Raw genomic sequence first — 25,989 nt, 5'->3', positions numbered from 1 at the left:
CCTTTGCGCGCAGGGAGGGTTGCAACGACAGCCGAATCGAACCATTATTGAACGGTCGCGTTTAACTGAACGGAGCCGTTCATTTTGTCAACATGCGGTTCAATTGCCGCTGAAAATTGTTCCGGCCCCCGCAAGGCGGGTCGCCCCCTCGACGCGGCAAAGCGCCGCGCGATTGTCGATACGGCGGCACATCTGTTCTTCCATCACGGATATGCGGCGACCTCGATCGAGCAGGTGGCGGCCGCTGCCGGGGTCTCCAAGGTCACGATCTACAACCAGTTCGGCGAGAAGCGCGCGCTGTTTGCCGCGGCAGTGGAATGCGAATGCGAGAAGATGCGCGGGCATTTCTCGCTCGACGCCATGCCTGCGGGCACCATCCGCGAACGCCTGACCGCGATCGGCGAGGCGGTGTTCGACTTTCTGTTCCGTCCGGAAATGATCCAGTTCGAACGCCGCATCGCCGCTGAAACCGAGCATGATCCGGCGATCGGCTCGGCCTTTCTTGAAGCCGGGCCGCGGCGGATGAAGCACGGTTTTGCTGCCTGGCTGCGCCACGCCGAGAGCGCGGGCGATCTGCGCATCCCGGATGCCGAACTCGCAGCTGAGCAATTCGTGTCGATGTGCAAGGGCATGGGCGATCTGGAGCGGCGCTTCGGCGCCGAGGTGTCCGCAGAGGACCGTCATGCCCGGATCACCGGCGCGGTAGAGGTGTTCCTCGCGGCCTATGGAGCGGACGCCGACCATCGATAATCCGCATCATCGGTTTCGAAAAACGCTTCGGCGTCCCGGTATGTGCGTTATCTTGCCATTCACCGCCTGCATCCTACATTGGACAGGACGAAAGGAATCCAGCCGATGAGCGATAACGATCCCCAGCAGCAGCCGGACGGACCCAACCCTTGGGTCAGGCAGTTGATGATCTGGGGCGGCATTTTCCTTGCGTTGCTGCTGGTGGTGACGCTGTTCCAGGGTGCCGGGCAAACGCCTGGCACCGCGATCCGCTATTCCGATTTCCGCGACGCCGTGGCCGAAGGTCAGGTGCAGGATGTCCAGCTTGGCGAGGAACTGATCACCGGCACGCTCAAGAACGGCGATGCCTTCTCCACCGTGCCGGTTCCCAATGATATCGAGATCACCCGCCTGATGGAGCAGAACGGCGTGCGCTTCAGCGGCAAGCCGCGCGAACAGCAGTCGATGATCCTCTTCATCCTGCTCAATTCGCTGCCCTTCCTGTTGATCCTCGGGATTGCCTTCTTCGCTCTGCGCCAGATGCAGAAGGGCGGCGGCGGCGGCGCGATGGGCTTCGGCAAATCGAAGGCCAAGCTGCTGACCGAGCGTTCGGGGCGGGTCACCTTTGACGATGTCGCCGGCATTGATGAAGCGCGCGAGGAATTGCAGGAAATCGTCGAATTCCTGCGCGATCCGCAACGCTTCTCGAAGCTTGGCGGCCAGATTCCCAAGGGCGCGCTCCTGGTCGGCAGCCCCGGCACCGGCAAGACCCTGCTGGCTCGCGCCATCGCGGGCGAGGCGGGCGTGCCGTTCTTCACCATTTCGGGTTCGGACTTTGTCGAAATGTTCGTCGGCGTCGGCGCGAGCCGCGTGCGCGACATGTTCGAACAGGCCAAGAAGAACGCGCCCTGCATCGTCTTCATCGACGAAATCGACGCGGTCGGCCGTTCGCGCGGCAATGGCCTCGGCAATTCGAATGACGAGCGCGAGCAGACGCTGAACCAGCTGCTGGTCGAGATGGACGGCTTCGAAGCCAATGAAGGCATCATCATCATCGCGGCGACCAACCGCCCCGATGTGCTCGATCCGGCGCTGCTGCGTCCAGGCCGGTTCGACCGGCAGGTGGTGGTCCCCGTGCCCGATATCGACGGGCGCGAGAAGATCCTCGGCGTGCACATGAAGAAGGTGCCGCTGGCCCCCGACGTGAACCCCCGCGTCATCGCGCGCGGCACCCCGGGCTTTTCGGGCGCCGATCTTGCCAACCTCGTCAACGAAGCCGCCCTGCTGGCCGCACGCCGCAACAAGCGGCTGGTGGCGATGCAGGAATTCGAGGACGCCAAGGACAAGGTGATGATGGGCGCGGAACGCCGCTCGATGGTGATGACCGACGACGAGAAGAAGATGACCGCCTATCATGAGGCTGGCCACGCAATCGTCTCGGTGCACGAAGCTGCCTCCGATCCGATCCACAAGGCGACGATCATCCCGCGCGGCCGTGCGCTGGGCATGGTGATGCGCCTGCCGGAGCGGGACTCCTATTCCTATCACCGCGACAAGATGCACGCGAACCTCTCGGTCAGCATGGGCGGGCGCGTGGCGGAAGAGATCATCTTCGGCCACGACAAGGTCAGCTCGGGCGCATCGTCGGACATCCAGTATGCGACCGATCTGGCGCGCAACATGGTGACCCGTTGGGGCATGTCCGAAAAGCTTGGGCCCCTGCAGTACGAATCCAGCCAGGACGGCTATCTCGGCATGGGCCAGACGATGCGCACCATGGCTTCGGACGAGACCAACAAGCTGATCGATGCCGAGATCAAGTCGCTGGTCGAAGGTGCCCATGCCCGTGCCACCGACCTCCTCAAGACCCACGAGGACGAACTCCACCTGCTCGCCCAGGCGCTGCTCGAATACGAAACGCTGACCGGCGAGGAGATCAAGTCGCTGCTCGAAAATGGCAAGATCGATCGCCCTGATACCCCGCGCGGACCGGCTATTCCTGCCCCAGTGCGCGGTTCGGCCATTCCCAAGGCGGGCAAGCGCTTCGGCGGCACCAATGGCGAGGCACCGCAAGGCGCCTGAGCCGCCATGGCGGTGTGACAGCAATCAAATCACCAAGGGGGCGCCGGAAGCAATTCCGGCGCCCTTTTCAATGCCCTCCAACCGGCGCCGGCATGCTTGCCGTTTCCGCGATCAGGTCGAGCTTGCGCTCGATCCCACTCCACAGCCGCATGAAGGCCAGTGCCGCTGGCGAGCGCGGCGCGAAGGTGCCGACTGGACGGCGTTGCACGGCGCATTGTTCAAGGCTGCTGACCATCGGTATTGCCGGCCACGCGGGGTTGGCGGCCAGTGCCTCAAGGTGCAGCGAGCGGCGCCGGTCGATCATCGAATAGACCGGCAGGATCGGCGGCGGCCGCTTGGTGTGGCGGCGGATTTCCTCGACCACGTGGCCCAGCGCGCGGGCCGATAGCGGTGAGGGCGGCAGCGGCACGATCACCAGCGTGGCGGCGCGCATCACCTGGGCGCTGAGCTCGTTGAGCACCGGCGGGCAATCGAGAATCAGCCGGTCATAATTGCGCGCGAGTTGCTTGCTCAGCGCGGCGATGCGGTGCCTCTGGCCCATCCGCAGCAGCATCGAGTCAAGCTCGCGCAGGCTGCTGTCGGCGGGCAGCAGATCGAGCCCGGCAACCCCGGTCGGCTCGATCAGCGCATGGGCTGCAACGTCGCCCGCGAACAGGCTGCGCGCCTGCCGCTTGCGCTGCGCCTCGAGCGCGAACATGAAACCGGCACCGTCCGCCGGATCGAGATCCCACAGCAGCGTGCGCCGCGCCGAAAGCTCGGCCGCGCACCACCCCAGATTGGAGGCGATGGTCGTCTTCCCGACGCCGCCTTTCGAGCTGTAAACTGCCACGACTGCCATAGTTATGATGATACGCGCGAGACGCCGGATTTATTCCAAGTCGGCTTACGCCAGCCTCAGAAAGTGCCCAGAACGCCGAGAACCAGCAGGAACAGGGTGAGCACGATCTGGATCGCCATGAACAGCACACAGAACCGCCAGAAGGCGGAAAAGCGGGACAGGCCATAGGCATAGCGCAGCTGCTTGTAGAGATGCAGCGGCGCGCCGATCATGAACAGACCTATCGCCCATCCTGTTCCGCCCGGGATGGTCGAGAGGATCGACATGGCGATGAACAGCAACGACATGAAGCTCAGCGAATAGGTCACGAAAATGGCGTGATCATAGGCCTTGAACTGCCGTCGCCACGCGAACATCAGCCACATGAAGGGGAGCGACAGCGGGATCAGCAACCAGCTGAATTTGTAGCCGTTCGACTGGAGCTTGTAGAGCATCAGTCCCGGGTTCTTCTTCCATTTGTCCAGCAGGGTCTTGTCGAGCCAGCTGCTCCCGGTGTTGACGCTCATCTTTTCGCGTTGGGGCGCTTCCTTCTGCGCCTTGTCGAGCACGAGATTGAGGCCCTTCAGCTGCCGGTCGATCTCGGCCTTCCGGGCACTGCCCGAAGGCAGGCTGGTGCGCTCCTCTTCGAGCGTGTTGATCTCCTCGCGCAGCTTGTCCTCGAAGGGATTGTCCTCGCTGGTGGAGACGATCCCGGCGGGCAGATCGGTAGGCGCGGAGATGCCGACCATCTGGAACACCGCGAACATGGCAAAGACCGTGAACAGGAACATGGCCATCGGGCTGACGAACTTGGCCCGCTCGCCCGCGATGTAGCGGCGGGTGAGCTCGCCGGGCTTGAAGGTCAGCAGCGGCAAGGTCGCCCACAGCTTGCCGTCGAAGTGCAGCACGGCGTGCATGATGTCGTGGCCGATTTCGGCGAGGCTGCGGTGGATATGCGCCTTCTGGCCGCATTGGGGGCAGAAATGGCCGCGGAAGGTGGTGCCGCAATTGGCGCAGGTGACCGTTTCGGCATGGTCCAGCGCGGCTTCTCCGGCACCCGGTTCCACCGCCCGGCCGATGAGGCCGCCCTCGATCACTGTTCCGATGCTGTCGCCGAAATCGCCCATGGCTGCGCCCCTGTCTTGCGCCGGGTTATAGGCAGGAATGCCGCACGCGCAAAAGCGCCTATTTTTGCGCGAGTTTCCGCTCGATCGCGGTCCACAGCTGGGCAATCGCCCGGGCCGCCGGCGAGCGCGGAGCGAAGGCGCCGACGGGTTTGCGCTCCACCGCGCATTGCTCCACCGCGCTGGCGAGGGGGATTGCGGGCCATTTGGAGTTCGCCTCGCGCGCTTCCTTGTGCAAGGATCGGCGCAGGTCGACCATTGATAAGACAGGCAAAATCGGCGGATGACCCTTGCCGCTGCCGCGCACTTCATCGACCACCACCTCGAAGGCGCGGGCCGAGAGGGGGGAGGGGGGCAGGGGCACGATCACCAGATCGGCAGCGCGCATCACCTGGGCGCTCACCTCGTTGAGCACCGGGGGGCAATCGAAGATGATCCGGTCGTAATGCTTGGCCAGACCCTCGACCAGCTTCGCCAGCCGTTTCTTCTTGCCGATCCGGTCAAGCTGGCGGTCGAGCGTGCGGATGCTTTCATCGGCGGGCAGCAGATCGAGGTTGGCATAGCCCGTTGCCTGCACCAGCCGCAGCGGTTCGCTGCCATCGGCAAAGACACTGTCTGCGCTACGTTTTTTGCGCGGATCAACCCCGAGCAGAAAGCCCGAACCGTTCGATGCATCCAGATCCCACAGCAGCGTCTTGCGGCGCGAGATCGTGGCGGAGCACCACGCGAGGTTAACCGCCAGCGTCGTTTTGCCGACCCCGCCCTTGACGCTGTAGACCGCAATCGATGCCATGGTGAGGGCCGCCTGTCCGCTGTCCGACCGCTTTGATACGGTATTCCACGGATAGCGCGGCAAGCCCCGCTGGCAAGCGCCACTTCTGACCGGTCAAGAAGCGGTCAAGAAGTGGTCAACTGCGTGCCAACTGGGGGTCAAATCGAGGCTAAAGGGGGTCTAAAAACCCCTGAAAAACCCGTAAGTTACTGAAATTAAACGATCAGCCGTCGTAATCGCCGCCAAGCGACGTGGTCCGCGCCGGCGCCGAGGCGGTGATCCGCAGCGCTTCGGCCGACTGGCTGAGCGAGCCGATCTCGTCGGCCTCGTCCTCGTCATCGGGGAGGATCTTCTGGAGGCTCACCACCACGGCTTCGTGCAGATCGCGCGGCACGATGGTTTCCTCGGCGATTTCGCGCAGGGCGACGACCGGGTTCTTGTCGCGATCGCGATCAATGGTCAGCTCGCTACCACCCGAAATCTCGCGCGCACGCTGGGCGGCGAGCAGGACGAGGTCGAACCGGTTGGGAACCTTGTCGACGCAATCTTCAACGGTAACGCGTGCCATAGACGGCCTTTTCTCAGAATCGCGGAAAGTAGAGAAGGGGGCAGCTAGGCAGGAGGGGCCGCGAAGTCAAGAAAATGCAATCACCCGCCCCCTCTGGCCCTCCCGCGCCAAAGCGCTAGACTGTCCTGCATGGATGCCTCCGCGCCCCCACCTGCCACACCCTATGCCGATCCGGCCTCGTTCACGATTGCCGCGCAGGGGCATGAGTTTACCTTTCATCCCGGTGGGCAGGACCGGCTGCGGGCGCTGCTCGATCTGATCGGCACCGCGAAAGCCAGCCTCAGCGTCTTCTATTACCTGTTCGATAGCGACACATCCGGCACGATGGTGCGCGATGCGCTGGTGGCGGCGGCGCGGCGCGGGGTGGTGGTGGAGCTGATCGTCGATGATTTCGGCAATGATGCGGGCGCTGCCTTCTTTGCCCCCCTGGCCGAGGCGGGCGGGCACTTCGCGGTGTTCTCGCCCAAATGGGGCACGCGCTACCTGGTGCGCAACCACCAGAAATTCGCGATTGCCGATGGCGTGCGGGTGATGACCGGGGGCGCCAATGTCTCGGATCATTACTTCGATCCGCCCGCCAAGAACGGTTGGTGCGATCTGGCGGTGGTCATCGAAGGGCCGGTGGTGGAGCACTTCACCCGCTGGTTCGGTCTGCTCAGCAACTGGGTCGAGGGCGAGGCGGCCGGACGCGCGCGGCAGTTGCGCCGCTTGCGTGATATTGTGCGCCAGTGGGACGGGGGGGAGGGGCCGGTGCGCCTGCTCGTCGGCGGGCCGCTGGTCAGGCAGGGGCACTGGGCCTGGGTGTTCCGCCGCGATCTCGTGAGTGCGCGGCGGCTCGACACGGTCTCGGCCTATTTCTCCCCGCCGCGCAGCTTCCGCCGCCAGATCGGGCAGGTGGCGCGCCGCGGGGCTGTGCGGATGGTGATGGCGGGCAAATCCGATATCGACGCCGCGATCGACATGGCGCGGCTGCAATACCGCAAGCTGATGGCATCGGGGGCGGCGATCTTCGAGTTCCAGCCGTGCAAGCTCCACATGAAGCTGCTGGTGGCGGATGATGCGAGCTATGTCGGCAGCGCCAATCTCGACAAGCGGAGCTTGCGCATCAATGTCGAGCTGATGGTGCGGATCGAGGATGCGGAGGTGGCGGCGGCCCTGCGCGGTGTGATCGACCACATGGAGGCGGCGAGCGTGCCGGTGACGCGCGAATGGTATGCGCGTGAGGGCACGCTGATGAACCGGATCCGCTGGCGGCTGGCCTACTGGATGAGCCTTGCCGATTACCGCATCAGCAAGGCGGGCGCGGGTTAGGCGCGCGGAACTCACGCCATTAACGCCGGTTTTACGCGCTTTCCCTAGGATCGCGGGTATGACGGGGGCTTTCCAGACTTTGCGCGCAAGGATCGCGCCGCCCATTCCGGCGGCGATCCGGGATGATTTCACCATTCTGCGCGCCCGCCGGGTCGAGACGCAGACGCCGGTGATGTATGCGATGCTGCTCGCCACCACGCCGACGGCGGCCTGGGCGGGGGCGGCCGATCTCCACTGGGCGATCAAATACGGGATGCCGGTGCTGCTGGCGGTGCTGTGCGTGCTCGGCCTGATCGACAATCGCATCAGCCGCAAGCGCCATCTCAGCCTGCGCCGGGCAACGGTGATCGTGAAGAAGACCGCCGGCGTATCGGGCTGGGTGGGGGCGATGTGCAGCATCTGGGCGGTGGTGAACTGGCTCGCCTCGCCGCCTGACAACCACGCGAGCTTTGCGATGATCATCGCGATGGGCGCGCTGGCGACGGCCTATTGCCTCTCCGCGATCCGCTTTGCCGCGATCCTCAATCTGGTGATCGGGGTGGTGCCGATTTCGGCGCTGATGCTGGCATCGGGCCGCCCGGCGGAAATGGCGGCGGCGACCAGTCTGGTGCTGGCGACCGCGATCCTCGTGCGCTTCATCCTCGAAGGCCATGCGATGCTGGTCGATCTGTTGCAGTTGCAGCAGCAGACCCGCGACCTTGCCCACTCCGATCCGCTTACCGGCCTTGCCAACCGCCGCGCGCTCGACGAGCGCATCGCCGCGCTGCTGCGCAAGGGCAAGGCGGCGGAGCCGTTCCGGCTGGCGCTGGTCGATCTTGACGGGTTCAAGCCGGTGAACGACCGCTTCGGCCACGGTTTTGGCGACAAGCTGCTGTGCGCCGTGGCGCAGCGGCTGCGCGAGACGATTGGCGATGACGGGCTGGTGGTGCGGCAGGGCGGCGACGAGTTTGCCGTGCTGATCCCGCCGGGCTCGCCTCTGATCGCTGCCCCGCTGGGCGAGCGCATCCTGATCGCGCTGGTGCGCCCGCATGTGATCGACGGCATCGCCTTGCAGGTGGGCGCGAGCATCGGCGTGGCGCAGTGGCCCGGGCATGGCGATGATGCCGACGCGCTGTTCGAATTTGCCGACCGCGCGCTCTATCAGGCCAAGGCCGAAGCCCGCGCCGCGCGCGGCGTGGCGGTGCCTGAACCGGTCGCAATCAGCGCCTAGACGAATTCCGGCACAAGCATCGGCGTCGCAATGCCGAGGGCTTGCATATCGAGGAAGCCCGGCGCGGCATTGTCTGCGGCGACGAGGCCAGCGCCCTCCGCCAGTTCGCCCGCGCCTTGGCTCGGCTGGGGGAACCACCCCGCCCAGGTGTCCGGTCCGAAGCCGTTGGCGGTGAGGTAGTCGATTACCTCCTGCTGGCTCTGGTAGTTGGCGTAGCGGATGTTTCCATCGGCGTGCATCAGCGCACGCAGATAGGCCGTGCCATCGGTGAGGGCGAAGTAGACCTCCTGAATGCCGTCACGGTTGTAGTCGTTCGCGCCCAGCACGCGGTTGATGTTCTCGATGAAGAGATCGTTCTGGAAGCGGCGCTGGCTGTCCTGATCGCTTCCCGCGACGACGATGCCCGCTTCCACCAGCGGATCGATATAGATGCCCGCCACCCGCGTCTCGCCCGCCCAGCCGTGGTCATTGAAATAGACCAGGCCGTCCGGCGCGGTCCCGACTGTCGCGAAGCGACCGATGGTGCGGTTCACAAGGATCTGGTCGATATCGCCGTCGCCGTTGACGTCGGCTTGCCCCATCCGCAGCCAGCCGCCGTTTCCGCCGAGCGCATTGCCGTCGAAGTCGCGGATGTCGTTCATCGCGGTCTGGTAGACGGTGCGGTCTGCGGTGTTGAAGTTGACGGTGACGCCGGTGCCGGGGCGCAGGCGGATGGTCTGGTCGTCGAATTGCAGGAACTCGATCGCGGTGAGCGTGTCCGTCCCGTCCGGGCCGGTCACCTGGAACACGCCGGTCGCAGTCTGGGTCACCGTATATTGCGAGCGGGTGCCGCGCACGATGGCGAAATCGACGTTCGATCCGCCGTCGAGCGTATCGTTCCCTATGCCGCCGGTGAGGGTGTCGCCGCCGTCGCCGCCGCGCAGGGTGTCATTGCCTGCCTCGCCGCGCAGATCGTCATTCCCGCCGCGCCCCTCGATCGTGTCATTGTCGCGGCTGCCGTAGAGCCGGTCGTCGCGATCGAGCCCGTAGAGCGTTGCGCCCACGCCCGCCGGGCGGGTCCAGCGGAAGGCCTCCATCGTCGGGGTGCCTTCAACCTCGATCACCAGCTCGCCCTGCGCCGTCATCACCGAGACGACCGTCATCGCGATCGAGAAGATCCCGGCCCCGCCGGATTCGATCCGCCGCGTATATTCGCCGAGGGTGAAATACTGCACGTCGAGCGCGCTCACGTCGATCACATCATTGGCGTTTTCGAAGAAGAACAGGATGTCCGCCCCGCCGCGCCGGGATTCGGCGAACGCATTGTAGACGGAGGTCTGGTTGCCGATGTTCATGTAGATCGTATCGACGCCGAGACCGCCGATGATGGTGTTATTGCCTCCGCCGCCCCGCAGCGTGTTGTTGCCCGCATTGCCGAACAGGATGTTGTCGAATTCGTTGCCGCTGAGGAAGCCGTCGAAGCTGCCTGTCAGCCGTCCGATCTCGACATAGGTCGGCAGGATCAGGCCGAATGCGGTGAGCACCTCGTCGATCCCGCCATCGGCCGTCTCGACAATCAGATCGCCGCTGTTGTCGTGGATGAAAATGTCGTTGCCCGCGCCGCCATAGAGCGTGTCGGCCCCGCCTTCGCCGTCGAGCACATCATTGCCGGTCGAGCCGAACAGCGCATCATTGCCCTCGCCGGCGATGAGAGTGCTGCCGCTGAGCACGGCCATGAGCAGATCATTATTGCCGGTGCCCACCACCATGGCGGACGGGGGCTGGGTGATCACATCGGCGGCGGAAATTGCGCCTGTCACCAGCACTTCGAGCGTGCCCCCCGGCGTGACCGCGCGCAGGATGGTGTTGCCGCCGCTGGGGGTAAGGGTGAAGCTGGTCACGCCCAGTGCGCTGATGTCGATCCGGTCGATGCCCGACTGGAAATCGGTGATCGTGTCGCGCTGGCTGGCGGTGGAATCGCTGGCGCTGCGATAGGAGAAAACGTCCGCGCCGCTGCCGCCGGTCAGCCGGTCGGCCCCGCCGCCCCCTGCGAGCCAGTCCTGCCCGTCATCGCCGGCAAACTGCTCGGCCCCGTCGCCGCCCTGGAAGGCATCATTGCCCGTCCCGCCCGAGACCAGGCCCGACACGGTGCCGCCCGGCGCGCTGCGATAGAAATCATTCCCGCCGCGCAGCGCGATGGTGCCGAGGATCACGCCCGAATTCTCGACCAGATCGGGGGTTTCGAAGGCGAGGGTCCAGTTGCCGTACCACCGCCCGGAATTGGTGATCTGGTTGACCCCGCGATCCAGCTCCAGCGTGCCTTCGATATGGCCGGAGTTGTTGAGGTAGGTCGAGGTCTGGAACCCGTCGAGCGCGATGATCGCCCGGTCGGCCACGATCGTCCCGCTGTTGTTGACGATGTTCGGGCTGTAGATGTTGGTGGAATTGGGGAAGAAGCGGAACCCCACCGAGCGCACCAGCGGCGTATTGGACACGACATGCACCGTGCCGGAATTGTTCACGATATCCGTGCCGCCCGAACGATAGCCGATGATGCCGAACGGATCATTGGGGATGGCCGCAGTATAGCTCGCCCCGCCTTCGACATAGATGAAGCCGGTATTGGTGAAATTGTTGCCCAGAAACTGGAACACGCCGATGGCATCGAAGGTCGAGATCGCCTCGATCAGACCGGTGTTGCGCGACACCCCGTCCCAGCCGCGCGCCGCGCCGGGAAAGCGCTCGCTGTTATATCCGCCGGTGAAGATCGCCGAGGCAACGCCGTGGTTCTCGCCGTAAGCCCCCACCGCCGAAGCGCCCGAGGTCTGAAAGCGCGCGCTGCTGGCGGTGATCCGCCCGAAGTTGAAGGTCTGCCCGAGCGGCGGCGTCGGCGCGACAGCGACCGCGCCCTCGGCGGTATCTCCGGCGACCAGCGAGATCGAGCCTAAATTGGTGAAGGTCCAGCGCGGATCCGTCTCGAAGGACAGCATCTGGCGATAGCCTTCGGCATTGGTGAAGCGGATCAGCCCGTCACGTGCGAGGGTGAAATCCTGCCCGATCTCGACCGGGGCGGTGAGGGTGGTCATCACCTGCCCCGGCTCGTTCACCCCGTTGATCGCGACGTTCACCGCCAGCGTCTGTTCGACCCCGCCCAGCCGGAAGGTGACGACGAAGCGGTCAATCGCCTGATCGCCGGTCGCCAGCAGATCGGTGTCGCGATCATTATTGTCGAGGACATAGGTGTAGGACCCGTCGGCATTGACCTGCAGCGTGCCGAAGATGCCGCGAAAGGCCTGCCCGACATTGCCCGTCTGGCGACCGGCAAAGTTGACGCCGGTCACCTGCATGCCCGCCCGGTTGCCCGTATCGAGCCGTCCGGTGAGCGTGGTGGTCGCGTCAAAATTGCTTTCGGTCAGGGTGCCGAGCCGCGTCGTCATGCCGCCATGTCTCCAGATTTGCCCACCCGCCACGCGTTCGCCAGCGGCAGAAGGGGGCCGGGGAGATAGGTGTAAGTCATTGACCTCGCTTGCACAAGGGCGCGGGTGCAGCGATCAGCCGTAGAACTCCGACTGGATATCCGATGCGGCGAAGACGAGGGAACCGAGATTAACGAGGCCTGGGGTGGCGGTGTCATCGGCAAGCACGAGGCCAGCGTCCGCTGCCAGTTCGCCCGCGCCTTGGCTCGGCTGGGGGAACCACCCCGCCCAGGTGTCCGGCCCGAAGCCGTTGGCGGTGAGGTAGTCGATCACCTCCTGCTGGCTCTGGTAGTTGGCGTAGCGGATGTTTCCATCGGCATGCATCAGGGCGCGCAGGTAGGCCGTGCCGTCGGTCAGCGCGAAATAGACCTCCTGAATCCCGTCGCGGTTGTAGTCGTTGGCGCCCAGCACGCGGTTGATGTTCTCGATCTGGAGATCGTTTTGGAAGCGGCGCTGGCTGTCCTGATCGCTGCCGGGGGCGACGATGCCGGCCTCCACCAGAGGGTCGATGTAAATCCCGGCGACGCGGGTCTCGCCGGCCCAGCCGTGGTCATTGAAATAGACCAGGCCGTCAGGTGCTGTACCCACCGTCGCGAAGCGCCCGATGCTGCGGTTGACGAGGATCTGGTCGATGTCGCCGTCCCCGTTCACATCCGCCTGCCCGATGCGCAGCCAACCGCCATTGCCGCCCAATGCGTTCCCGTCGAAGTCGCGGATGTCGTTCATCGCGGTCTGGTAGACGCTGCGGTCGACGGTGTTGAAATTGACGCTGACCCCGCTGCCCCGCAGCAGGCGGATGGTCTGGTCGTCGAACTGCACGAACTCGACCCCTTCCATGATCGCGCCGATATCCGGCGTGTCGGGGCCAAACGTTGTCCGGCGGATAATGAAGCCCCCGAGCACCGGCTGGAAAATGTCGAAATCGGCACGGTTGCCGAAGATGATCGTCGTATCGACATTCGCGCCGCCGATGAGATTGTCTTCACCCGCGCCGCCGATCAGGATGTCGGCTCCGTCCCCGCCGTCCAGCGTATCGTTGTCGTCCCCGCCAAACAGTTGGTCGTTCCCGCCAAAGCCCTGAAGGTAGTCGACGCCATCATCGCCGAAAAACACATTGTCGATATCGCCGCCAATGATGTGATCATTCCCTGCCCCGCCGCGCAGGTGGGTGTGCAGCGGATTGTCGAGCACGTCGTCGCGGATCGTGCCCAGCCCGGTATCGGCCAGCACCGCCAGATCGAGGTCGCCGATGGTGTAGGCATAGCCGCGATAGAACACGACGCCGTTCATCAGCCCGGTCAGCGGGTCGCTGCTCGTGCCGGGGAAGGCGTTGGTGTTGCCATAATGCGTGTAGTTGCCCCGCGTCAGTTCGAGATCGGTGCCCAGCAGGGCCTGCAAATTGGGCCCGCGCAGGAAATCCTCGCCGCCAATATCCACGCGCCGCAAGTCATAGGTCGTCGCAAAGCTGCCCTGTTCGTTGATGCTGGTGTTCCAGAAGCCGGTGAAGCCCAGCGCATGGCCGATCTCGTGCAGCAGCACGCTCAGGCCATCAGTCCGGTCTGCGGGAATGTCGTTGCGGGTCTGCGGCGTCGGATCGAGAAACATCTCGTTGAGCAGGTAATTGCGGCTTATCCGGATCAGGATGTCGTGCTGGTTGTCGGGCACGTTCTGGCCCGTCTGGAGCTCGCGCGCAGCCGCGCCGACGAGCAGGTTCACTCCGTTGATCCGGCCGATATTGGTGCCGTTGCCCCAGGTCGCCTCGGCGCGCCCGGCGCCGGAGGTTTCGACCAGTTCGATCCGCACCGACAGGTTGGCATTGCCCGCGAGCACGCTGCCCCACATCCGGAAGGCCTCGTCCGCTAGGCCGAGCAGAAGATCGATGGTGCTTTGCGTGATGCCCGCGAGATTGACGACATTATAGGTCGGAATAAGCGCCATCGGCACGCGGCCCCTCTTGGAAATTCAGTCGGCAATTCAGATTAATAACCGACATTTCCGGGTGGGCAAGATGCTTTGCGGCGGAGCTCCCTACTCGAACCCGTCGTCCGAATAGTACATGAACAGCGGCGGGACGTTGCCGGCCGGGCCGCGGCGCTGCGTGCGTTGATCGGCCAGAGCGAAGCCGCTAGCCTGTTTCGCCAGCCCAAGAAGGCGGCTGGTTGCGGGGGCTTCATGCGGGCAGGAATAGTGGTGGTAGGTCTGGCGATGTTCGTCGCCCCGGTCGTGGCACGCGCCGACGAGGGAACTCTGGTGATCGTCGGCGGCGGGCTTGACTGGAGCAACGCCGAGGTCTTTTCGGCCCTGCTGGAAGCGCGCCCAGCCGATGCACCCGCCATCGCCATCATCCCCGCAGCCACGCAAGGTATCGCCGGTTCGACCCGTGCGATGACCGCAGCGCTCGTCCGGCACGGGGCGAGGCCCGAAGATGTCGCCGTGGTGCGCCTTGCCCTTGCCGACGATCCCGCGACGCGCGAGGTGGACGAGAGCACCTGGCGCGGCAATGCGCATGATCCGGCCGAGATCGCGAAGGTCGCCCGCGCCGGTGCGATCTGGTTCGTTGGTGGCGATCAGCAAAACATCACTGCCGTGCTGCGTGAGGCCGATGGGCGCGACACCCCGATGGCCGCCGCGATCCGCCGCCGCCTTGCCGAAGGCGCGGTGGTGGGAGGCACCTCGGCAGGGGGCATGGTGATGGGCGCGGATATGATCATGGAGGGCCAAAGCCTAGGCCCGCCGCTTGTCGCCGGGGGCGGCGATCCGCTTGTGCTGGGGGCGGGGCTCGGTTTTCTCGAGCGCGTCCTGATCCACGTGCATTTTGGCGAGCGAGGGCATCTCGGGTTGCTCGCTGCGGCTGTGACCGATCCCGGTCGGCCGGTCCGTCTCGGGCTCGGGATCGACGAGGACACCGCGCTGGTGGTGAAGCCCGGCAGCGGCACGGCGCGCGTTGTGGGGACCGGCTATGTGACCCTGCTCGATGCCCGCGCGGCGCAGCGCAAGGTGGGGCGGCGCACCGCGATCACCGGCCTTTCCCCTGGCCTCGCCGCAGCCGGTGACAGCATCGATCTTGCCACCTGGCAGGTCACCCCGGCGTCCGCCCGCCGTGCCGTGACCACGCGCGCACCGGAGGAGGCCCCGCTCCTGCCCGGCGGCGGGATGGCCTATGGCGATCAGCGCCTTGCCGCAGTGGCTGGCGAGGCGCTGCTCTAAGGCGGGGTTGCCACAGTCGAGCGCCATTCCTTCGCCGGATCCGAGGGCGTGACCTACCGCTTCACCGCCACCCCCGCGAGCGCCGGCTGGTGGAGCCGCGATGGCCGCGGACGCGGGCGTTACACCATCGCGGGTGTCGGCTTCGATATTCTGCCGATCACGGTCGAGGTTACTCCCGCCGAGTAGTGCCTACTCGAACCCGTAGTCTGAATAGTCCTTGAAGTTGGGCGAGGTGAACTTGGTGATGTCGCTCTGGAAGTGGAGCGGGACATTGCCGGTCGAGCCGTGGCGCTGCTTGGCCACGATCAGCGTCGCCTTGCCCACCAGCGCTTCGTATTTCTCTTCCCAGGCGCGGTATTTTTCCTGCTCGTCGGGGGTGGATGAGCCGTCGGGCGTGTCGGGCTTCACCAGCATGTGGTAATAGTCCGAGCGGAAGATGAACCACACCATGTCCGCGTCCTGCTCGATCGAGCCGGATTCGCGAAGGTCGGAAAGCTGCGGGCGCTTGTCCTCGCGCTGTTCGACCGCGCGGGAGAGCTGCGACAGGGCGATCACCGGAACCTGAAGCTCTTTCGCCAGCGTCTTCAACCCGCGGCTGATTTCCGAGATTTCGTTGACGCGGTTGTCGTTCGCCCGGCCCGAGCCTTGCAGCAGCTGGAGATAGTCGACCACGATCAGGCCGATATCATGCCGCCGCTTCAGCCGCCGCGCGCGGGTGCGCAGTGCGGCGATGGTGAGCGCAGGCGTATCGTCGATATAGAGCGGCAGTTCGGCGAGGCGCTGGCTGGCGAAGGAGAGCTTCTGGAAATCCTCGCGGCTGAGTTTCCCGCTGCGCAGGGCTTCGGAGGAAATCTCCGCCTGTTCGGCAAGGATACGCGTGGCCAGCTGGTCGGCGCTCATTTCGAGGCTGAAGAAGGCGACCGGCGCGCCGTAGTTGAACTCGCCGCCTTCGCGCTGGAAGGCGAGGTGGGCTTCGGCGCAGTTGAAGGCGATGTTGGTGGCAAGCGAGGTCTTGCCCATGCCGGGGCGTCCGGCGAGGATGATGAGGTCGGAATTGTGGAGGCCGGAGGTCTTGCGGTCGATCGAATCGAGGCCCGAGGTCTTGCCCGACAGGCCGCCGCCCGAATTCATCGCCGCTTCGGCCATCTTGATCGCGGTCAGCGCGGCATCGCGGAAGGTCGCTGCCTCGCGCCCGGTCGCCGCGCCCTCGGCCACCTTGAACAGATCGGCTTCGGCCTGGGAGATGCGTTCGAGCGGGGAGGTGTCTTCCGAAGTATCGAGCGCGCCTTCGACGAGACCGCGCCCGACGCTCACCAGCTGGCGCAGCAGGGCAAGGTCATAGATCTGCTGGGACAACTCGCGCGGCAGCAGCAGGCCTGCGCCATTGGCGGTCAGCTGGGCGAGGTAGGAGGTGCCGCCGAGCTCGCGCAGGGCCTCGTCGGCTTCGAAGAAAGGGCGCAGGGTGACGGGCGAGGCCGTGGCATTGCGCTCAATCAGGGTCAGCACGCGCTCGTAGATGCGCTGGTGCAGCGGCTCGAAGAAGTGATCGGGGCGGATCGGAACCTGCAATTCCTCGATCACCCGGTTGTCGATCAGCACTGCGCCCAGAAACGCGGCTTCCGCGTCGAGATTGGACGGCAGCTTGCGCAGCGGCGCATCGGCTGCGGGCAGGGCAGCGTTGATCGGAGTGACTTTTTCAGGTTCGGCCATGGGCGCCTGATGCTCATGTCCGGGCCGTGCGCGCAAGGGGCAGCGGGCCCAATATTTTTTTCCGATGCTGTGGATAGCGGGGAGATTTGATCGAAGTGCTTGAAGTGCGGCCCCTCCATCTGCGAAGGCAGCGGGCATGGCCGATACGCCGCCCGATTCCCTGCCTGTTTCGCCCGCCCCCGGAGGTTCGGGCGCGCATCGCATTGCCCAGGTCACGCTTGATGAAGCCACGATCCTGTGGCGCAATGCCGATGTCGAGCAGGAACGGCGGGTGGCGATCTATGATCTGATCGAGGAAAACACCTTCAAGCCGTTGCGCTCTGTCGAGCGCGGGGCGAAGGGCCCGTTCCACCTCCACCTGTCGGTGACCGACGGGCGGCTGGCGATGGATATCAGCGACGAGGCCGGCCAGCTGCTCGAAACCCTGCTGATCGGCATGGCCCGTTTCCGCCGCCCGATCCGCGAATATTTCGCGATCTGCGATTCCTATTATCAGGCGATCCGCAAGGCGACCCCGGCCGAGATCGAGACGATCGACATGGCCCGCCGCGGGATCCACAACAACGCTGCCGAGCTGCTGCTGGAACGGCTGGAGGGCAAGGTCGATACCGATTTCGCCACCGCCCGCCGCCTGTTCACGCTGATCTGCGTGCTCCACATCAAGGGCTGACGGCATGGCACGCGGTCGCAAGTCATCGGCGCGCCGGGCGCCGCGGCGCTGGATCATGCGCGGGATTGCGCTGGTGGTGCTGGTCGCCATCGCCTTTGCCGGCTGGCTGTGGTGGGACATGCGCGAATGGCGTCCGGACGAGGCGCTCTATCCCGAACAGGGCGCGCTCGTGCCGGCAGAGGGCCCGGCGCCGGTGCGGTTCGAGACGCTGAAGGCGATCGGCGCGCAGTTCGTCTATCTGCCGCTGACCCAGAGCCCCAAGGATTTTGCCGTCCGCTTTGCCGCCGCGCGCGCGGCGGGTCTGAAGGTCGGCGTGATGCTCGATTTCGATCCCTGCCTTGGCGCGGACCGGCAGAGCGGGCTGTTCACCCAGATGGTGCCGCGCGATGCCGCCCTGCTGCCGCCCGCGATCAGCCTCACCCGCCTGTCGGATGGCTGCACCCCCAAGGTCAGCGATGCCGCGACCGAGAGCGAGCTGATGACCCTGATCAACCAGATCGAGATCCATAGCGGCGAGCCGGTGATCCTGCGCCTGTCGCCCGGTTTCGAGGAGCGCCACAACACTGCGACGGCCCTGTCGCGCGATCTGTGGCTGATGCGCGACCGCGCGCGGCCCGACTATGCGCCGCGCCCGTGGCTGCTATGGAGTGCCAACAGTCGGCTCGTCACCGATGCCGCCGAGGAGCCGATCGAATGGGTGGTGGTGCAGAAGTAGTCGCTGCAAACTCCACACCCCGTTCGCCCTGAGCTTGTCGAAGGGCCGTTTTTCTTCTTTTCTGTGGCCACCAAAGCAAGTGCGGTGCTTCGACAAGCTCAGCACGAACGGAGTTTTGATCTTGGACAGGCAGACCGAACAGGCCCTCATCGCCGCCGCCTATGCCGCAGCCGAAAACGCCTATGCGCCCTATTCGGACTATCCGGTGGGCGCGGCGCTGTTGTTCGATGATGGCGCAGTCATCACCGGCTGCAATGTCGAGAATGCGAGCTACGGCCTTGCCCTGTGTGCCGAGACCGTGGCGGTCGCCAAGGCATTGGGCGAAGGCAGGCGCGGGGGCCTTGCGGCGGTGGCCGTGGTGGGCCTCAAGGCGGACAGCGCGCCGATCACGCCTTGCGGACGCTGCCGCCAGGTGCTCAATGAAGTCGCCGCGCTCGGCGATACCGATCCGCTGGTGCTGTGCGTCAGCAAGGATGACGTGCGGCGCGTGACGCTATCCGCGCTGCTGCCGCACGCCTTCGGGCCTTCGCATTTGGGTTAGGCCTCGCGCCCTTCCAGCCACTCGACCAGCGCGGCCATGCATTCGCGGCCCAGCAGCTTGCAGCGCTCCGGTGACCAGCCCTGTTCGGGCTCGGGGAAATCGGCGAGGTCCTTGTAGGGCATCTCCAGCGTCATCGCGACCGCGCCGAAGCGTTCGGCGACCTGATTGGTGCTCATCGACAGGTTGGCCCTTCCGGCTGCCGCCTTGGGATAGCCGAGCTTGGTCTGGAAATCGGGCGTGCGGCGATCGAGGATGCGCTCGTAGCGGTAATAGCCCTCGCCCTGCTCGGTGGTCCACGAAGGGATGCCTTCAAAGCCTGCGAGGAACACCGCCGGGATTGCCTCATCGGCATGGACATCCATCGCGAAGTCGACGCCGGTCTGGTCCATCCGGTTCCGGATCGCCAGCACTTCGGGCGACTTTCCGGGGGTCGGCTCGGCCCATTCGCGGTTAAGATTGGTGCCAACCGCATTGGTTCGCAAATGCCCACGCCGCGAACCATCGGGGTTACAATTGGGCACGATATGGATGCGGCACTTGGCCCTCAGCGCACGCGCCACCGGATCGGCCGGATCGGTCAGGCAGTCGATCGCGCCTTCCATCCACCATTCGGCCTGGGTCTCGCCCGGGTGCTGGCGGGCATAGAGCCACACCTTCGTGGAGCCTTCGCCCATTTCGAGGCAGTCGATCGGCTGGCCGTCCAGCGTGGTGCCGAGCCGGACATAGTCCACGCCCTCGCAGGAGGCGGCATCGGCGACGAGATCGTGGTGCCGCTCCATCGAGTAGGGCGCGAAATAGGCGCACCAGAAGATGTCGGAGGCGGGCAGATAGCGGATCGTCAGCGTGCCGCCGTCCTCGTCCTTGTCATAGCTGGAGGACGCGCGCGTCCAGTAATCGCGGTCTTCGGAAACGCAGGCGTCATAGTCGGGCCAACCGCCGGGATAGGCGCTGGCATTGAGGCCGGTGAGCTTGAGCACGACTTCCTGCCCCGCCGTCGCCGCGACGCGGAAGTGGAACCACTGGAAGAATTCCGAGGCATTGTCGCGCCGGATCGCGAGGCGCGCGGTGGTGCCGTCGATGGCCAGAACTTCGATATTGCCGCTGTCGAACCCGGCATCGATGGAAAGAGAGGTCATTTGTTTCCTTGCAGCTTCTTGACGCTGATTGTCACGGTCTCGCCATTGCCACCCGGAAAGTCCTTGAACAAGCCCGCCGCCAGCGTGCGCGCGCTGACTGCGACCGGGGAATAGGGCGACTTCACTCCAGTGGCGATCTGCGCGCGGCCTTCCCACAAGGTGGTGCCATCCGCGCCGGTGATGCGCACGGAAAGTTCGCTCATCACGCTCGCGCTTTCACGCCCGCCGCCAAGGTTGATGCCGACGCCCATGCCGAAGCCCGATCCGAAGCTGCCGGTCTGCCCGCCGATGCCGACGCTGACCGGGCCGGAGCGGTCTTCGATCGCGGCGATGGGATTGCGGGTGGTGCGGACCGCGGCGACCTGAATGCCTGCGCCTTCCTGCGCCACAATGGTGTAGCCGAGCTTGCGCAGTTCATCCTCGATCGCGGTCTTGAAGGCGGCGCGCGCGACCTGATTGGAAACTTCGTCGGGGAAGTAGACGACAATCGGCCCCTGTCCGAGCCCCGCCGGGTTCTGTGCGACGAAGCGCGTCACCTCGACCGGCCCGGTAAAGGGCGTGGTGGCGCATGCCGACAGCGCGAGGGTGGCAGCGCAAAGCGCGGGGGCGAGCAGGCGGAGGGAAGGCATGAGCGGGGAACTCCTGTGCTGGGTCATGCCGTTATACGGCGCGCGCGCGGCTGTGCACAGGGCCAGCATTGCACCGCACAAGGTTGACGTTTTCTAAGCGGATTTCGTGCTAGGGGCAGGCCCATGACCTTGGACAGCAAACCTTCCGTGCTCGTCACCGGCGGCGCGGGCTATATCGGCAGCCATGCGGTGCTCGCGCTGAAGGACGCGGGCTGGCGCGTGGCGGTGATCGACAATCTCACCACCGGCTTTCGCTTTGCCGTGCCGGACGGCGTGCCGCTTTATGAAGGTGATATCGAGGATGCCGCCCTGCTGGCGCGGATCTTTGCCGAACAGCAGACGCGCGCGATCATGCATTTTGCAGGGTCCATCGTGGTGCCCGAAAGCGTCGCCGATCCGCTCAAATATTATCACAACAACACCGCCAAGACCCGCGCACTGATCGAGGCGGCGGTGAAGGCGGGCGTGCCGCATTTCATCTTCTCCTCCACCGCAGCGACCTATGGCATCCCCGATGTTGCCGCCGTGCGCGAGGATACGCCGCAGCGGCCGATCAATCCCTATGGCTGGTCCAAGCTCATGACCGAGCAGATGCTGGCCGATGTCGCCGCCGCCCATCCGCTGAATTACGGCGTGCTGCGCTATTTCAATGTCGCGGGCGCCGATCCGCTGGCGCGCAGCGGGCAATCGACCGCAGGCGCGACGCATCTCATCAAGGTGGCGATCGAGGCGGCGCTGGGGAGCCGCGAATCGGTGAGCGTGTTCGGCACGGATTACGCCACGCCCGATGGCACCGGCGTGCGCGACTATATCCATGTCAGCGATCTCGCCGCCGCCCATGTGCTGACGCTGGAGGCGCTGATGGCAGAACCCGCTCGCTCGCTCACCATGAACTGCGGTTATGGCCGGGGCTTCTCGGTGAACGAGGTGCTCGACGCGGTCGACCGGGTGACGAATCGCCAGCTCGATCGCCGCATCGAAGGCCGCCGTGCGGGCGATCCCGATTCGCTGATTGCCGATTCGCGCCGCCTTCGCGAAACGCTCGGATGGGTGCCGGCGTACGGCGAACTCGACACGATCATCGCTCATGCCCTGCAATGGGAGCGAAAACTGGCCGGTTTGCGAGGCTCTGCGTGACGCAAGCGCATTGACGGCGCTGCGCGGCGGCGCTAACGGCCCATCCAGATTTCCGCGCGTCGGACCGGTTCCGGCGCGCTTGTCATTTTGAAAGACCAGTCATGAAGATCGTCAACAGCCTCAAGTCGCTGAAGGGCCGCCACCGCGATAACCGCGTGATCCGTCGTCGTGGCCGGACCTACGTCATCAACAAGACCAACCGTCGTTTCAAGGCCCGCCAGGGCTGATCCGGCGCGGCTGCCCGATGGGCGGCTGGTGACATTTGCGGCCCGCCTCCTCACCGGAGCGCGGGCCGAAATCATTTGAGGAGCAAGGCGGCGTGGCGCAGGCGCAAGTGCAAGCGGTGGTGTTCGATATCGGGCGGGTGCTGTTCCACTGGCAGCTTTCCGCGCTGTTCGAAAAGCTGATTGCCGACGAGCAGGAGCTGGCTTGGTTCCTCGAACACGTCGTGACCGAGGAATGGCATTTCGAGCATGATCGCGGGCGCGCGCTGGCCGACATGGTGCCCGAGCGGATTGCGCTCTACCCGCAATACGAAGCCCATATCCGCGCCTATGCGACGCGCTTCAACGAGACCATTCCCGGCCCGGTCGAGGGTTCGCACGAGCTGGTGGCGCGGCTTGCGGAGCGCGGAGTGCCGCTCTACTGCCTCACCAATTTCGGCGACGAGTTCTTCGCCGCCTTCCGCCCGACGAAAGCCGTGTTCGATCACTTTGCCGACATCATCGTCTCAGGGGTGGAGAAGGTCGCCAAGCCCGATGCGCGGATCTACGAGATTGTCGAGCAGCGCAGCGGCCTTTCCGGCGCGCAGCTGTTCTTCACCGACGACAACGCCGCCAACATCGCCGCCGCCCGCGCGCGTGGCTGGAACGCGCATCTGTTCACCGATGCGATGGGGCTTGAGGCCGCGCTAACCGACGCCGGATTGTTGTAAGGGCTATAGCTCCCCATTCCGTTCGCCCTGAGCCTGTCGAAGGGCCGTATTTCTTCGCAGTCTTTGGCGAGCGGTCAAAGTAAAAGCAGCCCTTCGACAGGCTCAGGGCTAGCGGATTTAGAAACAACACCAAAAAACAAAACCCCCGGAGCGCAGCGTCGGGGGGAGACGGCGGTCCGGGGGTCGAGGCTCTGACCAGCTAGAGAGGGTGCCGGTCAGAGAGGGACATCGTGGTCAGCGCCGATCAGGCGTTGCACTTGGCCAGTTCTTCAGCCGGGATCGCCTGGCCGAGCACCTTGAAGGTGGCGACTTCGCCGAACTTGCGATTCAGGCCGCGGCAGATGCGCAGCGGACGGGCGCTGGCCTTGCCCGCGACGCAGGTGCTGCCTTCGCACGACCAGGCCACACCGCCGGCCACTGCGGTCTCGTCACCCGCGGGAGCGGCCAGCGTGGCGCTGTAATAGGGGGTGCCGGCAGCGTTGGCGGGAGCGGTCGAGGTGACCACGCCAAAGGTCATCGCGGTGTAGAGGACCGCCGAAGCGAGGACAGCGAACTTGCCGGTGCGGGGGAGGGAGAGGGTGTTGATCATCGCGATATTCCTTTTTTTATCTCGGTTTGGGAACGGGGCCCATCTACGGTCTCAGTCACATTTTGCAACGCAACATTTCGATTCGAAACCAGTTGCTATTCGCTACCTACATATCTAGGTTGCGAGTTGCAACTGAAAACTGAAATTTTTTGTGACGCTGTGCAAAAGCGGTTACAAACGTCCCGATCTGGGGAAGGAAACACGAATGGGTGATCTGAGAGAGCCGCTGAAGGATCTGATCGAATGCGGCCTGCCGCAGGCGCTCGAAGTGATGGGGGAGCGCTGGTCCTTCATGATCCTGCGGGCGAGCTTCAACGGCCTCAAGCACTTCGAGGAATTCCTCAGCGAACTCGGCATTGCCCGCAATATCCTCTCGAATCGCCTCGCCAAGCTGGTCGAGCACGGCATCCTCAAGCGCGAGCCCTGCGCCGATGATCGCCGCAAGATCGAATACCGCCTGACCGAGAAGGGCTTCGATCTGCTCCCCGCGATGCTGGCCCTGCGCCAGTGGGGCCAGAAATACGGCACCGAACAGGTGGTCGAGGATCCCGTGCTGGTGGACGAGCTTGATCGCCTGCCGATCGGCCCGGTCTCGATCCTGGCCCATGATGGCCGCATCCTTGGTCCGCATGATCTGTGGCTGGTGCGCCCTGCCAACCTCGGCAAGCGCGCCGATGGCACGATTGCCAGCCCCGGCACCGGCCTCGGCCTCGGCGATATCGTCGATCTCGAAGCGGCCAAGCAGGCCATCGCAAGATAAGCCGTCGATAGCCCATCGCGCGCGGGTGCCTTGCTGAGAAACAATCGGCTAGGGCGGCGGCGATGCATGCCCCGCTTGCCCCCGAAATCCATGATATTCTGCGCCGCACCTTCGGCTATGCCGGGTTTCGCGGTCAGCAGGAGGCGGTGATTGCCCGCGTCATGGCCGGCCAGCACGCGCTGGCGCTGATGCCGACAGGGGCGGGCAAGAGCCTGTGCTACCAGATCCCCGCGCTCGCCAGAGCAGGCACGGCGATCGTCATCTCCCCGCTGATCGCGCTGATGCACGACCAGATCCGCTCGGCCGAGGCGGCGGGCATCCGCGCGGCTTCGATGACCTCGGCCGATAGCGACAATGCCGCCACCGCTGCGGCCCTGCGCGAAGGGGCGCTCGACCTCCTCTACGTGGCGCCCGAGCGGGCCTCGACCCCCGGCTTTCAGGCGCTGCTGGAGCGCACGCAGATCTCGCTCTTCGCCATCGACGAGGCGCATTGCGTGTCCGAATGGGGCCATGATTTCCGCCCCGATTACCGCGCCCTTCGTCCGGTTCTCGATCGCTTTGCCGGTGTGCCGCGCCTCGCGCTCACCGCCACCGCCGATCCGGCGACGCGGGCGGATATCCTCAGGCAGCTCGGCATCCCCGAAGAGGGCATGATCATCGCCGGGTTCGACCGGCCCAATATCCGCTACGCCATTGTTCCGCGCGATTCGGGCGCGAAACAGATCATCGAACTGCTGGGGCGGCTGGAGGGGGCGGGGATCGTCTATGCGCCCAGCCGCAAGCAGGCCGAGGACCTCGCCGCCGCCATCACCCGTTCGGGCCGCGAGGCAGCGTTCTATCACGCGGGGCTGGAGCCGGAACGCCGCGCGCGGGTGCAGGCGGAATTCGTCGCTTCGGAAAGCATGGTGATGGTCGCGACCATCGCTTTCGGCATGGGGATCGACAAGCCGGATGTGCGCTTTGTCATTCACGCGGGCCTGCCCAAATCGGTCGAGGCCTATTATCAGGAGACCGGCCGCGCAGGCCGTGACGGCGATCCGGCCGAGGCGCATATGTTCTGGGGCACCAGCGATTTCGCCCGCGCGCGCCAGTGGCTGGCCGAGGTCGAGCCCGATCGGCTCCCGGCAGAACAGGCGCGCCTGAATTCGCTGGCCGCGCTGGTCGAGGCGCCCACCTGCCGCCGTGCGATCCTGCTGCGGCATTTCGGCGAGCACCCGCCCGAGGCCTGCGGCAATTGCGACAACTGCCTCGAACCACCGGGCATGATCGATGCGAGCGAGCTGGCGATGAAGCTCCTCTCGGCGGTCTATCGCACCGGGCAGAGCTACGGCCTTGCCCATATCGAGAAGGTGCTGACCGGCATCAGCGACGAGCGCACCCAATCGCGCGGGCATGACCGGCTCTCGGTGTTCGGCATTGTCGGGCGCGAAGAGGCCGCGCTGCTGCGCCCGCTTGCGCGCACGCTGGTGGCGAGGGGCATGCTGGCGGCGACCGAACATGGCGGGCTGATGCTCGGTCCGGCAGCGCGCCCGGTTCTCAAGGGCGAGGAGGGCGTGACCATCGCCGAGCCGCCCGTCCGCCAGCCGCGCCAGCGTCGCGCGCGCGGCGGCGGCGGGGCGAACTCTGCGCCCAATCCGGTCGGCAATCCGCTGTTCGAGGCGCTGCGGGCCAAGCGCAAGGCGCTCGCCGCCGAGCATGGCCTGCCCGCCTATGTCATCTTCCATGATTCGGTGCTGCGCGACATGGCACACCAATGCCCCGAGACGCTGGCCGAACTCGGCACGATCTCAGGCGTGGGCGCCAAGAAGTGCGAGACCTGGGGGCCGGATTTCCTCGCCGTGGTGAAGGATCACCTGAGGGGTTAGGTGGCCTTGGCGGGGCGTGCGGCCCGCG

Annotated in this window: 24 protein-coding genes; 14 read left to right on the top strand and 10 right to left on the bottom strand. The window is 65.3% G+C overall.

All coding sequences use genetic code 11. The features are described from left to right. The first annotated feature begins 84 nt into the window (after positions 1-84). The gene (locus tag RSE14_RS07810; RefSeq protein WP_324072459.1) at positions 85-750 is read left to right on the top strand and encodes a TetR/AcrR family transcriptional regulator; all 666 of its coding nucleotides are present in this window, start codon (positions 85-87) and stop codon (positions 748-750) included. A 105-nt stretch (positions 751-855) separates the two neighbouring features. Continuing rightward, a complete protein-coding gene (gene ftsH / locus RSE14_RS07805; RefSeq protein WP_324072457.1) occupies positions 856-2,811 on the top strand; it encodes an ATP-dependent zinc metalloprotease FtsH in 1,956 nt (651 codons plus the stop codon). A gap of 67 nt (positions 2,812-2,878) precedes the next feature. On the opposite strand, the gene RSE14_RS07800 is transcribed toward ftsH, so the two are convergent. The 4 genes from RSE14_RS07800 to rpoZ all read right to left on the bottom strand — a co-directional run bounded on the left by RSE14_RS07800 (position 2,879) and on the right by rpoZ (position 6,092). Then, positions 2,879-3,649 (bottom strand): ParA family protein, encoded by a 771-nt coding sequence (locus RSE14_RS07800; RefSeq protein ID WP_324072455.1) that lies wholly within the window; start codon positions 3,647-3,649, stop codon positions 2,879-2,881. 56 nt (positions 3,650-3,705) lie between these two features. After that, positions 3,706-4,755: a DUF3667 domain-containing protein gene (locus RSE14_RS07795; protein WP_324072453.1), complete on the bottom strand. Its 1,050-nt coding sequence runs from the start codon at positions 4,753-4,755 to the stop codon at positions 3,706-3,708. Positions 4,756-4,813: 58 nt separating this feature from the next. Beyond that, complete coding sequence (locus tag RSE14_RS07790) at positions 4,814-5,545, bottom strand: ParA family protein (RefSeq protein ID WP_324072451.1); 732 nt, start codon at positions 5,543-5,545, stop codon at positions 4,814-4,816. Positions 5,546-5,747: 202 nt separating this feature from the next. Then, a complete protein-coding gene (gene rpoZ / locus RSE14_RS07785) occupies positions 5,748-6,092 on the bottom strand; it encodes a DNA-directed RNA polymerase subunit omega (RefSeq protein WP_324072449.1) in 345 nt (114 codons plus the stop codon). Between the two features lie 129 nt (positions 6,093-6,221). Between rpoZ and RSE14_RS07780 the strand changes: the two genes are divergently transcribed. Both RSE14_RS07780 and RSE14_RS07775 read left to right on the top strand, forming a co-directional pair. Continuing rightward, positions 6,222-7,403 (top strand): phospholipase D-like domain-containing protein, encoded by a 1,182-nt coding sequence (locus RSE14_RS07780; protein WP_324072447.1) that lies wholly within the window; start codon positions 6,222-6,224, stop codon positions 7,401-7,403. A gap of 58 nt (positions 7,404-7,461) precedes the next feature. Beyond that, entirely contained in the window at positions 7,462-8,613 is a 1,152-nt protein-coding gene (locus tag RSE14_RS07775) for a GGDEF domain-containing protein (RefSeq protein WP_324072444.1), read from the top strand. Here RSE14_RS07775 and RSE14_RS07770 read toward each other — a convergent pair. Together RSE14_RS07770 and RSE14_RS07765 are read right to left on the bottom strand one after the other, a co-directional pair. After that, the gene (locus tag RSE14_RS07770; RefSeq protein ID WP_324072442.1) at positions 8,610-12,029 is read right to left on the bottom strand and encodes a M10 family metallopeptidase C-terminal domain-containing protein; all 3,420 of its coding nucleotides are present in this window, start codon (positions 12,027-12,029) and stop codon (positions 8,610-8,612) included. The genes RSE14_RS07775 and RSE14_RS07770 overlap by 4 nt on opposite strands. 114 nt (positions 12,030-12,143) lie before the next feature. Beyond that, complete coding sequence (locus RSE14_RS07765; RefSeq protein ID WP_324072441.1) at positions 12,144-14,006, bottom strand: calcium-binding protein; 1,863 nt, start codon at positions 14,004-14,006, stop codon at positions 12,144-12,146. Positions 14,007-14,240: 234 nt separating this feature from the next. Between RSE14_RS07765 and RSE14_RS07760 the strand changes: the two genes are divergently transcribed. Next, positions 14,241-15,275, top strand: a complete 1,035-nt coding sequence (locus RSE14_RS07760; protein ID WP_324072439.1) for a cyanophycinase — start codon at positions 14,241-14,243, stop codon at positions 15,273-15,275. A gap of 48 nt (positions 15,276-15,323) precedes the next feature. Next, positions 15,324-15,461 carry a hypothetical protein gene (locus tag RSE14_RS07755; protein ID WP_324072437.1) on the top strand — a complete coding sequence of 46 codons (138 nt, stop codon included), beginning with the start codon at positions 15,324-15,326 and terminating at the stop codon, positions 15,459-15,461. A 3-nt stretch (positions 15,462-15,464) separates the two neighbouring features. Here RSE14_RS07755 and RSE14_RS07750 read toward each other — a convergent pair whose 3' ends face one another. Then, complete coding sequence (locus RSE14_RS07750; RefSeq protein WP_324072435.1) at positions 15,465-16,985, bottom strand: replicative DNA helicase; 1,521 nt, start codon at positions 16,983-16,985, stop codon at positions 15,465-15,467. A gap of 136 nt (positions 16,986-17,121) precedes the next feature. Between RSE14_RS07750 and RSE14_RS07745 the strand changes: the two genes are divergently transcribed. From RSE14_RS07745 to RSE14_RS07735, 3 genes are all read left to right on the top strand, one after another. Then, on the top strand, positions 17,122-17,655 hold the full coding sequence (locus tag RSE14_RS07745; protein WP_324072431.1) for a UPF0262 family protein: 534 nt from the start codon (positions 17,122-17,124) through the stop codon (positions 17,653-17,655). Positions 17,656-17,659: 4 nt separating this feature from the next. After that, on the top strand, positions 17,660-18,370 hold the full coding sequence (locus RSE14_RS07740) for a glycoside hydrolase family 25 protein (RefSeq protein ID WP_324072429.1): 711 nt from the start codon (positions 17,660-17,662) through the stop codon (positions 18,368-18,370). A gap of 121 nt (positions 18,371-18,491) precedes the next feature. Next, positions 18,492-18,911, top strand: coding sequence for a cytidine deaminase (locus RSE14_RS07735; RefSeq protein ID WP_324072428.1), 420 nt, complete (start codon positions 18,492-18,494; stop codon positions 18,909-18,911). On the opposite strand, the gene RSE14_RS07730 is transcribed toward RSE14_RS07735, so the two are convergent. Together RSE14_RS07730 and RSE14_RS07725 are read right to left on the bottom strand one after the other, a co-directional pair. Next, entirely contained in the window at positions 18,908-20,047 is a 1,140-nt protein-coding gene (locus tag RSE14_RS07730; RefSeq protein WP_324072426.1) for a M14 family metallopeptidase, read from the bottom strand. The genes RSE14_RS07735 and RSE14_RS07730 overlap by 4 nt on opposite strands. Continuing rightward, the gene (locus RSE14_RS07725; protein ID WP_324072424.1) at positions 20,044-20,676 is read right to left on the bottom strand and encodes a DUF4136 domain-containing protein; all 633 of its coding nucleotides are present in this window, start codon (positions 20,674-20,676) and stop codon (positions 20,044-20,046) included. Before RSE14_RS07725 ends, RSE14_RS07730 begins: the two co-directional genes overlap by 4 nt. Positions 20,677-20,799: 123 nt before the next feature. On the opposite strand from RSE14_RS07725, the gene galE reads away from it, so the two are divergent. The 3 genes from galE (at position 20,800) to RSE14_RS07710 (ending at position 22,747) form a co-directional block, all read left to right on the top strand. Then, the gene (galE, locus tag RSE14_RS07720; protein ID WP_324072422.1) at positions 20,800-21,813 is read left to right on the top strand and encodes a UDP-glucose 4-epimerase GalE; all 1,014 of its coding nucleotides are present in this window, start codon (positions 20,800-20,802) and stop codon (positions 21,811-21,813) included. Positions 21,814-21,914: 101 nt separating this feature from the next. Continuing rightward, positions 21,915-22,040 (top strand): type B 50S ribosomal protein L36, encoded by a 126-nt coding sequence (gene ykgO / locus RSE14_RS07715; protein WP_029724010.1) that lies wholly within the window; start codon positions 21,915-21,917, stop codon positions 22,038-22,040. A gap of 92 nt (positions 22,041-22,132) precedes the next feature. After that, on the top strand, positions 22,133-22,747 hold the full coding sequence (locus RSE14_RS07710; protein ID WP_324072413.1) for an HAD-IA family hydrolase: 615 nt from the start codon (positions 22,133-22,135) through the stop codon (positions 22,745-22,747). Positions 22,748-22,991: 244 nt separating this feature from the next. Here RSE14_RS07710 and RSE14_RS07705 read toward each other — a convergent pair whose 3' ends face one another. Continuing rightward, on the bottom strand, positions 22,992-23,336 hold the full coding sequence (locus RSE14_RS07705) for a DUF8200 family protein (protein WP_324072410.1): 345 nt from the start codon (positions 23,334-23,336) through the stop codon (positions 22,992-22,994). 205 nt (positions 23,337-23,541) lie between these two features. Between RSE14_RS07705 and RSE14_RS07700 the strand changes: the two genes are divergently transcribed. Next, complete coding sequence (locus RSE14_RS07700; protein WP_324072407.1) at positions 23,542-24,096, top strand: winged helix-turn-helix transcriptional regulator; 555 nt, start codon at positions 23,542-23,544, stop codon at positions 24,094-24,096. A gap of 62 nt (positions 24,097-24,158) precedes the next feature. Then, complete coding sequence (gene recQ, locus RSE14_RS07695) at positions 24,159-25,961, top strand: DNA helicase RecQ (RefSeq protein WP_324072405.1); 1,803 nt, start codon at positions 24,159-24,161, stop codon at positions 25,959-25,961. The last annotated feature ends 28 nt before the right edge of the window (positions 25,962-25,989 follow it).

This window comes from Erythrobacter sp., assembly GCF_035194505.1.
In the GTDB taxonomy this organism is placed as follows: Bacteria; Pseudomonadota; Alphaproteobacteria; order Sphingomonadales; family Sphingomonadaceae; genus Erythrobacter.
The sequence above is the reverse complement of the archived record's forward strand: the minus strand, read 5'-3'. Positions and strand labels throughout refer to the sequence as shown.